The sequence below is a fragment of the Alkalibacillus haloalkaliphilus C5 genome (genome assembly GCF_000269905.1).
Classification (GTDB): Bacteria; Bacillota; Bacilli; order Bacillales; family Alkalibacillaceae; genus Alkalibacillus; species Alkalibacillus haloalkaliphilus_A.
Window position 1 is genome coordinate 1 of the sequence record NZ_AKIF01000108.1, and the last position, 10012, is coordinate 10012.

Consider the following 10012-nt stretch of genomic DNA (forward strand, 5'->3'; position numbering starts at 1 on the left):
TCTGGCTCTTCATCAAGTTCGACTATCCAAACGTCTGAGTCGGCGTGGGTTTGAATAGCAGTTTGAGTGAAGAGCATTATGAAAAATGTGAGTGAAATAATTAGACGCATGTGAATCCCTCCGATTTAAATTAGTTTATACAAAAAAAGGAAAACAATGCGTGTGGGTGAGAGAGAACTTGGGGGTTGTTCGGCAATTATGATGCGTCGTCCGACATTTATGAGGCCTCGTCCGACAATTACCCGCCCCAAAAATAAAAAGCAGCAGCTCATGGCTACTGCTTGTCTAAGTAATTACTTCGTTCCAAATAGCGGTCTCCTGCGTCGCCTAGGCCTGGAATGATGTAACCTTTTTCGTTTAATTTTTCATCTAAGCCTGCGACGTAAATGTCGATGTCAGGGTGTGCTTCTTGTACAGCTTCAACGCCTTCTGGTGCTGCGATTAAGCACATGAGGCTAATGTGAGTTGCGCCGCGTTTTTTCAATGAGTGGATTGCTTCGATCGCTGAACCACCTGTTGCTAGCATTGGGTCTGTCACGATTAATTCACGTTCATGAATGTCAGATGGTAACTTGATGTAGTATTCGACTGGCTTTAACGTTTCTGGGTCGCGGTAAAGTCCAACGTGGCCAATTTTTGCTGCTGGAACTAAATCGACGATGCCGTCAACCATACCTAATCCAGCACGTAGGATTGGGATGATTCCTAGCTTTTTACCTGCTAGGACTTTTGATTTTGCTGTAGCGACTGGTGTATCTACTTCAACTTCTTCTAGTGGTAACTCGCGTGTAATTTCAAACATCATTAAGGCTGATACTTCATCGACGAGCTCACGGAATGCTTTTGTACCCGTATTTTTGTCACGAATGTATGTGATTTTGTGTTGAATTAGAGGATGATCAAATACGTAAACTTTACCCAAAACGAACAGCTCCTTTTTAAAATATCTCTTGAATTGTAGCGAAAACTGTCGCTATATGCAACTTATATTTTTAATATAAGCTAAATTATTTAAATGTAAGCACACAAAAAGTGGTGATTTGACTCACCACTTTTTATATTACTTATACATTGGGAATTTGTCAGCTAACGCTTGAATGCGTGCTTTAGCTTCTTCTAGTTTTGCTTCGTCTTCATGATTGTTTAATGTAAAAGCAATGATTGATGCAATTTCATCCATTTCTTTGTCGCCAAAACCACGTGTCGTAACAGCTGCTGTACCGATCCGAACACCACTTGTGACAAACGGGCTTTCAGGATCAAATGGAATCGTGTTTTTATTCGTTGTGACACCGACTTCGTCAAGTGCCGCTTCTGCTACTTTTCCTGTTAAATTTAATGGACGAACGTCTAGTAATAATAGATGGTTGTCTGTTCCATCAGATACTAAACGAATGCCTTCTTTTTTCAACGATTCACCAAGACGCTTAGCGTTGTCGATTACTTTTTGAGAATAGTCTTTAAATGACGAGTCTAACGCTTCTTTAAACGCTACACCTTTTGCTGCGATCACATGCATTAGTGGACCACCTTGCATGCCTGGGAACACGTTACTGTCGATCTTTTTCTTAAATTCTTCTTGGCATAAAATCAAGCCACCGCGCGGGCCGCGTAACGTTTTATGTGTTGTTGTCGTTACAAAATGCGCGTATGGTACTGGGTTTTGATGTAAGCCAGCAGCAACTAAACCTGCAATATGCGCCATATCAACTAAAAGGTACGCGCCTACTTCATCAGCAATTTCGCGGAACTTTTTAAAATCAATTTCGCGAGGATATGCTGATGCACCAGCGACGATCATTTTCGGTTCAACTTCTTTAGCTTTTGCTAAAACAGCATCGTAGTCGATCGTTTCAGAGTTTTCATCAACACCGTAATCAACAACGTTGTATAGCTTACCACTGAAGTTCACTGGGCTACCGTGTGTTAAGTGGCCGCCGTGGTTTAAGTTCATGCCTAAAATCGTGTCGCCTGGCTTAAGGGCAGCGAAGTATACAGCCATATTCGCTTGCGCACCTGAGTGAGGCTGTACGTTTGCATGGTCTGCCCCAAATAATTCTTTCGCACGGTCGCGAGCTAAGTCTTCTGCAATATCAACATACTCACAACCGCCGTAATAACGACGAGAAGGATAACCTTCAGCGTACTTATTCGTTAAAACAGAGCCTGCCGCTTCCATAACAGCTTCAGATACAAAGTTTTCAGAAGCTATGAGTTCAATTTTGTCGTGTTGGCGATTTTTCTCTTTATTAATCGCTTCTAGCATTTCTGGATCTACTTCGTTTAATTGGTTGTGCAAATGTGTCATATGTAAAGCCTCCCTATGTATTTATATTGAGCCAAATGGCACGTTTACTAGGTTATTAGTTTATTGGTAGATTGCGCGGTTTCCACCGATTAATTTCGGGCGTGTGTAAGCAAATGTTACGTGAGCATCGCCGAGTGATTTTTTAGAAAAACGCAATGGGACTGCGACATGTTTTAAATGCATGCCAATTAGCGTGTCGCCAATATCCATGCCTAAGTCTGCTTTAATGTGTTCCACTAAGACAGGGGCGTCCATTTTTTCATAAGCATACGCCGCCATAGACCCTCCTGCACCTGGGTGTGGCACGGCACTTACTTCATCTATGCCTAGCTTTTGTTGTAACGCTCGCTCCATGACAATGGCGCGGTTTAAATGTTCACAACATTGATAGGCGACATGCACGTCCATCTCTTGTTGAAACGCTTTCAACTGTGTGTGCAACACTTCAGCAATTTCTGTACTCCCTGCTGAGCCAATTATTTCACCTGCAATCTCACTCGTTGAACAGCCGACAACCATTACTTGTCCGCTTTTAACGGCATTAGATTGCTTCCAATCGGTCATAATCGCCTGGAAGTCTTGTTGTAGCTTTTGTAATGCCATAATCACCCCTCCAATTTGCGAGGAAAACATCTAATTAAAGTATAACAAAAAGACGTATATAGGTATATGCTTTCTGCTTTGACTATTGAAAAAGTTATCCGGGATTGATCTGCGCTTGGTGGAATCCGGCGTTCGCCGAATTATGAGATCTTTTCGTCGGGATTATATTGATTTTCGCCGATAAACCAGTATCTTCCAAAAGCGCACTATAAAAAATCGCCGGACATTTCCATCCGACGATTCGATTATCATTATTGTTCTTCGTATGCTTTAATTTTAGCTACGCGGTTAGCGTGACGCCCGCCTTCATATTCTTCATTCAAGAAAGCTGACACGATCTCGCGTGCTAATCCTGGTCCAACGACACGTTCACCTAGTGCGATCACGTTTGCGTCATTGTGTTGGCGTGTAGCTTTTGCACTGAAGACATCATGGACTAAAGCACAACGGACACCTTTTACTTTATTAGCTGAAATCGACATGCCGATCCCTGTTCCGCAAACTAAAATACCGTAGTCAAATTCACCGTCTGCAACACGTTCAGCTGCTGGAATACCGTAATCTGGGTAATCGACCGATCCTTCACAACTACAACCGATATTTTCATAGTTAATGTTCATCTCTTCTAAAAGTGATGAAATTTCGTTACGTAAATTAATGCCACCGTGGTCTGATGCGATAATTACTCTCATGAATTTCCCTCCTGCTTTTCAACCATTTGGTCAATATACTTCTCTATTTCTTGTAATGTATGCTCATATGTCTCAACGCTTAACCCGATTGGATCAACAATATCTAAGTCGCCTTCATCATCGACGAATTCTTTTAACGTGAACAGCTTATCATCAAAGCTCGTATACTCTAGTTTGATCGATTGTTTATGTCCATCTGTCATCGTTAAAATTAAGTCCGCCCAATTAAGCAACTCGCGTGTAACTGGTTGAGATGTGTGATGACATGAAATGCCTTTATTTTCAAGCGCTTGTCTCGCATTGTCATTCGCTTTTTGACCATAACCTGCAAACATTCCGGCAGATTGTACATCAAAATGAGGATATTTATGCTTTAATACCGCTTCTGCCATTGGGCTGCGGCACGTATTTCCTGTACAGACAAATAACACTCGCTGCAACTAGATTCCCTCCTGCAACTTTAACTTCGACTCTAGTTCCATTTTACTCGATATTTGTCATCTTGTCATTTGTTTTACCAAACCATTTGAATTCCAATCCCTATTAAGACTACGCCTCCGATCGCCTCTGAATATCGACCTAAAAAGCGTTCGCCTTGTTGCGCTAACATAATACCAGCCCAGCAACAAAGCATGCTAATAATACCAAACAAAATGACGACAACGAATAAATTGATTCCTAACATTCCGATCGTAATCCCGATAGAAAAGCTGTCCAAACTGACGGTAAAAGCAAGAATAAATAAACTCGCGTAACCGACATACCTTTCCATATTTTTTTCAAAAAATATGGCGATTGCCATTTGGGCACCAATCATAATTAACATCCAACCACCAATAATCTGTGCAATGGCCCCGAGTTGATGTGATAAAAAGTTACCAAGTCCCATACCGAAAAGTGGCATAATAATGTGGAATAAGCCAACTAGTCCAATAAAATAAGCTAACATGCGTAAACGTTGTCGCATTAATCCTACAGACATGCTAACAGAAAATGCATCCATACCAATTGCAAAAGCGATCAATATAAAAGGGGTTAAGCTTTCGTAAAAAGAAATCACGCTCGTTCCTCCTATGCTCGGACATACTATTTCAATGTATGCATGTCCAAATCATTTTAGAAGGTGAGCGTGATTGTCTGTTATATAATTTTAGTTGCTGCTTTTTCAAGGCGATTCATCAATGCTTCGCCAATTCCTGCTTTTGAAAATGACTCTGCTAAAACAACGTCGTATTGTAATGTATCGACTTTACGCAAAGTATGATACAAACGTCTTGTTACTTCGCCTAAATTGTCGCGAGTTCCTAAACTTAAGTCAGTTGCTACACCTAATTCTTCAGCCCGTTCGTCACTGATCATTAAGCCAACGCGCTTGCCTTCAGACTGTTGCTGTTCAATTACTTCACGCATATGATGGCTATTGCCTGAAACGACCCATATTGGACAGTCAGGAGCATAATGTTTATATTTCATACCAGGTGATCGAGGGGTATCGTCACCTTTAACTAATGATGGTGCAAGATCGACTGTACCGATTACTGCTTCAATTTCTGCTTGAGTCACACCACCTGGACGTAAAATCATCGGCACGTCTAACGTACAATCAATAACGGTCGATTCAACGCCGACCCCCGTTTGTCCACCGTCGACAACACCGTGAATTTTACTGTTTAAGTCTTGTAAAACGTGCTCATGCGAAGTCGGGCTTGGTTTACCTGAACTGTTGGCACTTGGTGCAGCAATGGGAATCGCCGCTTCTTGCAACAACGCTAAAGCAACTGGGTGATCTGGCATTCTAAAACCAACTGTCGTAAGACCTGCTGTTACATTATTCGCCAATCCACCTTTTGACGGTAAAATAATCGTTAAAGCCCCTGGCCAAAAAGCATCGATTAATTGCTGTGCTTTAATCGAAATACCCGTCACATGTTGCTCAATGACATCTCGAATTCCGACGTGAACGATTAACGGATTATCAGCGGGTCTACCTTTTGCGTCAAAAATAGCTTGTACCGCTTGTTCATCTGTTGCATCAGCACCTAAGCCGTATACTGTTTCAGTCGGAAAAGCGACCGTCTTCCCGTGCTGTAACTGCTTAGCTGCTTCTATAATATATGGATGATTTTGAAGTTGTTCATCTTCGTCTACTTTCCAACAAATCGTCTCCATCGCCGTTCTCCTTCTACTCTTGAATTAGCTTCTATTATTATGGAAGGAAAACAGCAAAAGTGCAAACAACTTATTCGGCGTTAACAATTAATAGTTTTTCATACCATTTACCGTCTAAATTAGCCTCTGGATATGGCGATTGTGCTAACTCTTTAAAATGATTCATCTCAAATAACGTTTCACGATTTGGATCATCTACGTGCGCAAACAACTTTTCATAACCGACACGTTGAGCGTATTCTGAAATCCATTCAAATGTCATAATAATAAGTGCAGGATTCGCTTGTTCTTTCATAAGTAACTTCCTTAACCATACGCCACCTTTAACAGGGTATAAGACGAAATAGCCAATTCTTTGGCCCTCTAGCTCTAAAAAGTAACCGTGTTCTTTCGCCCAATCTTCCTGCGGTTTTTGATCTTTAGCATGTCCTTCTTTAAAAAACTGTTCATATTCTAATTCCGACACTTCATTCATATGCACCACTTTAATCATTACATTCGCCTCCTAGCCTTTTTCTCTATTAAGCTATGAGGGAAAATGATTGATTATGAACAAATCTATGAAATTCCTAACAATTTCTTTAACCAATCCCATAGAAAAAAGCTAACTTCTGCTTCTTGTTCTTCTTCTAATTCTACTTCTTCCTCATCATCGTGCTCTAACACTGTTGTACCGTCTGCGAACTCAACGAAACATAACGGCGGAAACAAGACACACCACCAATTGTCGCCTTCACCTGATCCTAACGTAATTAAAATCGCTTCATACTCGCCACCAGGATAAACAAAACGGTCGTACACTTTATCAGGGAATTGAATATCACCGAACTCAACGGTAAAGTCATCATCACCTGTCACGTCAGCTACGATTTCTTCTATTTTTGGTAGATTTTCAATAATAGTTTCTCTTGCAACTTCAATTGACGTTAACTCTTCGACCCATTCCGTAATTTGTTCGTTCACTTTATCACGGACTTGTTCTTTCACCTTCTGGGCTTCTTCATCATTAGAATCAGCTAATATACGAAGGCGAATCGCTTCATCTGGAATGACGATATAGTCTGAATCGTCTTGCTGCTCTGCTACACTTTCTGTAAAAAATACTTGAATCATAACGACAACTAATAAACCAACAATAATGTAACGCATGCCCCTCAAACCTTTCTCTTAATCTATTAATCCCATTATTGACTTGAGAGACTTTATCTATACATGAATCTAGTAAAAAATGTTAGAATACTTTAAAAGGCTAGGAGGTTGGCGGTATGTTCACTTATAACATTGATGAGGACCTTTATTTGCGACTTATAGATGAAGGCGATCGTGACGTGGTATTTCAATTAACAAATGAAGGTCGCGACTATTTAAGAGAATGGCTTAATTGGGTTGATGGCACACAAAAACCTGAAGATACAATGGGATTTATTAAAATGGCGAAGAAAAGTTATACTGAAAATAGTGGAATGCATGCTGTCATCGTATTCCGAGACGAAGTTGTTGGCATTGCTGGCTACAACAAACTAGATCAGTCCAATCATATCGCCCATATTGGTTACTGGTTAGGTGAGGGGTATCAAGGTAACGGGATTATAACGAAAGTGGCGAATGCTTTAACCGATTACGCTTTTAACTATTTAAAGATGAATAAGGTTGAAATTCGTGCTGCTTCAGAAAATATTAAAAGTCGTGCGGTTCCAGAGCGATTGGGATACACAGAGGAAGGAACTATTCGTGCTGCTGAAAATATTTATGGTGTTTATGTTGATCATGTTGTTTATGGGGTGTTGAAAAAGGAATGGGTAGAAGAATAATAAAGTCCTGACGCTCAGTAGTTACGCCAGGACTTTTTACTTCCACAAAACAATCCGGTCTTTTCCATTAATGTCTTGAATTACTTTTACTTGTGCATTCGTATCATATTTTTTTATTAGGTTAGGTACTGTTTCAGCTTGATCGTATCCAATTTCAAATGCCGTTAGCTCAGGTTTTTGTGGTAACTGCATGACTTGGCTTACAATTGTTTCATAAGCGGCAAGTCCGCCATCTTCTGCAAAAAGGGCTTGGCTTGGGTCGTGGAACGAAACTGTTTCAGATAAATGCTCGCGTTCGGCATACGGAATATATGGCGGGTTTGAAACGACGACATCTGGTGTAACGCCTTCATTAATAAATGGCTTTAAAAAGTCACCTTCTTCAAATTGAACGTCGGTACCTAACTTTTGACTGTTAATATGTGCTACAGACAAGGCTTCTTCAGATAGGTCAGACGCATAGACTTTAGCTTCTGGCCATTCTTTCTTTAACGTAATAGCTATGATGCCACTTCCTGTCCCTAAATCAATAACCGTTTGCGGATTTTTCACTTCGTTTAATAACGCTACAATTAACTCTTCCGTCTCTGGCCTCGGAATAAGTACACGACCGTCTACATAAAAAGACCTGTCATAAAACTCGACTTCGTTAGTAAAATGCTCAATTGGTTTACCTGATTCAGCGTGATCTTTAATCCAAGAAATGAACTCGTGCTCAATGTGCGCGTCAACAAAGTCGGTTTGCATCGCTAGGAATTGGGCTTGGTTAACACCTAACAAATAACGTAACAATAGTACTGCGACACGTTCTTCACGATTATGCTCTTTTAAAAAAGAAGAAGCCCAAGTGCGGGCTTCCCTTACTGTTCGTTTCGCCATTTTATTCACCGATCTCTTCTAATTTAGCCGTTTGTTCTTCGATAATTAAGTTTTCTACAATTTCATCGATTTTACCTTCGACGATTTGGTCTAACTTATTAATCGTTAAGCCAATACGGTGGTCTGTTACACGGTTTTGTGGGTAGTTGTAAGTACGAATACGTTCAGAACGGTCACCCGTACCGACTGCTGATTTACGGTTTTCATCTAACTCATCTTGTTGTTCTTTTTGATACATTTCATAAATACGTGCACGAAGTACTTTCATCGCTTTTTCTTTGTTTTTAATTTGCGACTTTTCATCCTGACATGATACGACAACGCCTGTTGGTTCGTGTGTTAAACGAACGGCTGACATTGTTGTATTTACACTTTGACCACCTGGACCACTTGAAGCGAATGTGTCTACACGAATGTCTTTTTCGTTAATATCAATTTCAACTTCTTCTGCTTCAGGTAAAACGGCAACCGTTGAAGTTGATGTATGGATACGGCCACCTGACTCAGTGTCTGGAACACGCTGTACACGGTGTGCGCCATTTTCGTATTTCAAGCGGGAGAAGGCACCTTTACCATTAATCATAAAGATGATCTCTTTATAACCGCCAACGTCTGCTTCATGTGATTCAATGACTTCAATTCTCCAGCCTTGCGTTTCTGCATAGCGAGAGTACATACGGTATAAGTCTCCTGCGAATAAAGCCGCTTCATCTCCACCTGCAGCACCACGGATCTCCATAATAACGTTTTTATCATCGTTCGGGTCTTTCGGAATAAGTAGTAATTTCATTTCTTGTTCTAATGTTTCAACTTCAGGTTGTAGCTCTTCTAATTCTTCTTTAGCCATTTCAACCATGTCTTCGTCCGATTCATCTGATAACATGACTTTGGCATCTTCAATTTGCTCTGTAATCTCTTTATAACGGCGATACTTATCAACTACTGCTTGTAGTTCTGCTTGTTCTTTTGAGTATTCGCGTAATTTATTGGAATCATTAATGACCTCAGGATCCATTAGTAAATCGGTTAATTGGTTGTAACGGTCCTCAAGGTTTTGTAATTTATCGAACATATTAACGTCCACCTCTAACTATTCTGTTTATTACTCCACATTATATCATACCATAAAAAGAGAAAAAATTTCGTCGCAAGGCTATAAAGTTTTTACTGAGAGAAATCTTTAAAATTAGTATGAAAGAATATGGCTGATTTATGTAATTTTGGCATGTTTAATCAAACGTTTGATTGAGATGATCTAATAAACAAATTGAATCTAAATTATTCGCAACTACACAAAACCCGAACGAAATCACGATTTGAATTCGCTCGGGTTTGTCTTTTAATCACCGCTCCATCAAAATGCTTCGCTTTTACCCACAGGGCACAAGTGCAACACCTGCTCAAACTCCCTACGGTCGTTTGTCGCAGTGTTTTCTATGCAGGGGCGGCTGGTGAGCCAAGCTGCTACTTCGAGTAACCTCCTTGCGCTTTGCACCGAGAAAGCCTGCTTCGAAGCTTAGCTAGAAGACGCAGGTGCATCCCTGGGGTCT

The 10012-nt window shown here is 40.6% G+C and carries 11 protein-coding genes and 1 pseudogene; 1 reads left to right on the forward strand and 11 read right to left on the reverse strand.

Annotation, left to right across the window (positions count from 1 at the left end; all coding sequences use genetic code 11):
- Positions 1-293 precede the first annotated feature (293 nt).
- From upp to spoIIR, 9 genes and pseudogenes are all read right to left on the reverse strand, one after another.
- A pseudogene (gene upp, locus A194_RS0111280) lies at positions 294-922 on the reverse strand (uracil phosphoribosyltransferase).
- A 138-nt stretch (positions 923-1060) separates the two neighbouring features.
- On the reverse strand, positions 1061-2308 hold the full coding sequence (locus A194_RS0111285) for a serine hydroxymethyltransferase (RefSeq protein ID WP_017186951.1): 1248 nt from the start codon (positions 2306-2308) through the stop codon (positions 1061-1063).
- Positions 2309-2368: 60 nt separating this feature from the next.
- Positions 2369-2911 (reverse strand): TIGR01440 family protein, encoded by a 543-nt coding sequence (locus A194_RS0111290; RefSeq protein ID WP_017186952.1) that lies wholly within the window; start codon positions 2909-2911, stop codon positions 2369-2371.
- Between the two features lie 251 nt (positions 2912-3162).
- Positions 3163-3603 carry a ribose 5-phosphate isomerase B gene (gene rpiB / locus A194_RS0111295; RefSeq protein WP_017186953.1) on the reverse strand — a complete coding sequence of 147 codons (441 nt, stop codon included), beginning with the start codon at positions 3601-3603 and terminating at the stop codon, positions 3163-3165.
- A complete protein-coding gene (locus A194_RS0111300; protein WP_337442985.1) occupies positions 3600-4034 on the reverse strand; it encodes a low molecular weight protein arginine phosphatase in 435 nt (144 codons plus the stop codon). The genes rpiB and A194_RS0111300 overlap by 4 nt, the downstream gene beginning before the upstream one ends.
- Positions 4035-4117: 83 nt before the next feature.
- Complete coding sequence (locus A194_RS0111305; RefSeq protein WP_017186955.1) at positions 4118-4663, reverse strand: manganese efflux pump MntP; 546 nt, start codon at positions 4661-4663, stop codon at positions 4118-4120.
- 80 nt (positions 4664-4743) lie between these two features.
- On the reverse strand, positions 4744-5772 hold the full coding sequence (locus A194_RS0111310; RefSeq protein WP_017186956.1) for an L-threonylcarbamoyladenylate synthase: 1029 nt from the start codon (positions 5770-5772) through the stop codon (positions 4744-4746).
- Positions 5773-5842: 70 nt separating this feature from the next.
- Positions 5843-6265 (reverse strand): hypothetical protein, encoded by a 423-nt coding sequence (locus tag A194_RS0111315; protein ID WP_017186957.1) that lies wholly within the window; start codon positions 6263-6265, stop codon positions 5843-5845.
- A gap of 65 nt (positions 6266-6330) precedes the next feature.
- Positions 6331-6921 carry a stage II sporulation protein R gene (spoIIR, locus tag A194_RS0111320; protein ID WP_017186958.1) on the reverse strand — a complete coding sequence of 197 codons (591 nt, stop codon included), beginning with the start codon at positions 6919-6921 and terminating at the stop codon, positions 6331-6333.
- 116 nt (positions 6922-7037) lie between these two features.
- On the opposite strand from spoIIR, the gene A194_RS0111325 reads away from it, so the two are divergent.
- Positions 7038-7583 carry a GNAT family N-acetyltransferase gene (locus A194_RS0111325; RefSeq protein WP_017186959.1) on the forward strand — a complete coding sequence of 182 codons (546 nt, stop codon included), beginning with the start codon at positions 7038-7040 and terminating at the stop codon, positions 7581-7583.
- A gap of 36 nt (positions 7584-7619) precedes the next feature.
- Here A194_RS0111325 and prmC read toward each other — a convergent pair whose 3' ends face one another.
- Complete coding sequence (prmC, locus tag A194_RS0111330; RefSeq protein ID WP_029425212.1) at positions 7620-8462, reverse strand: peptide chain release factor N(5)-glutamine methyltransferase; 843 nt, start codon at positions 8460-8462, stop codon at positions 7620-7622.
- A 1-nt stretch (position 8463) separates the two neighbouring features.
- Positions 8464-9534 carry a peptide chain release factor 1 gene (gene prfA, locus A194_RS0111335; RefSeq protein WP_017186961.1) on the reverse strand — a complete coding sequence of 357 codons (1071 nt, stop codon included), beginning with the start codon at positions 9532-9534 and terminating at the stop codon, positions 8464-8466.
- Positions 9535-10012: the final 478 nt, after the last annotated feature.

Excerpts from the sequence above, each read along its gene's own strand:
- A194_RS0111285 (WP_017186951.1), bottom strand. The coding sequence starts at position 2,308 with ATGACACATTTGCACAACCAATTAAACGAAGTAGATCCAGAAATGCTA.
- A194_RS0111290 (WP_017186952.1), bottom strand. The coding sequence starts at position 2,911 with ATGGCATTACAAAAGCTACAACAAGACTTCCAGGCGATTATGACCGAT.
- rpiB (WP_017186953.1), bottom strand. The coding sequence starts at position 3,603 with ATGAGAGTAATTATCGCATCAGACCACGGTGGCATTAATTTACGTAAC.
- A194_RS0111310 (WP_017186956.1), bottom strand. The coding sequence starts at position 5,772 with ATGGAGACGATTTGTTGGAAAGTAGACGAAGATGAACAACTTCAAAAT.
- A194_RS0111315 (WP_017186957.1), bottom strand. The coding sequence starts at position 6,265 with ATGATTAAAGTGGTGCATATGAATGAAGTGTCGGAATTAGAATATGAA.
- spoIIR (WP_017186958.1), bottom strand. The coding sequence starts at position 6,921 with ATGCGTTACATTATTGTTGGTTTATTAGTTGTCGTTATGATTCAAGTA.
- A194_RS0111325 (WP_017186959.1), top strand. The coding sequence starts at position 7,038 with ATGTTCACTTATAACATTGATGAGGACCTTTATTTGCGACTTATAGAT.
- prmC (WP_029425212.1), bottom strand. The coding sequence starts at position 8,462 with ATGGCGAAACGAACAGTAAGGGAAGCCCGCACTTGGGCTTCTTCTTTT.
- prfA (WP_017186961.1), bottom strand. The coding sequence starts at position 9,534 with ATGTTCGATAAATTACAAAACCTTGAGGACCGTTACAACCAATTAACC.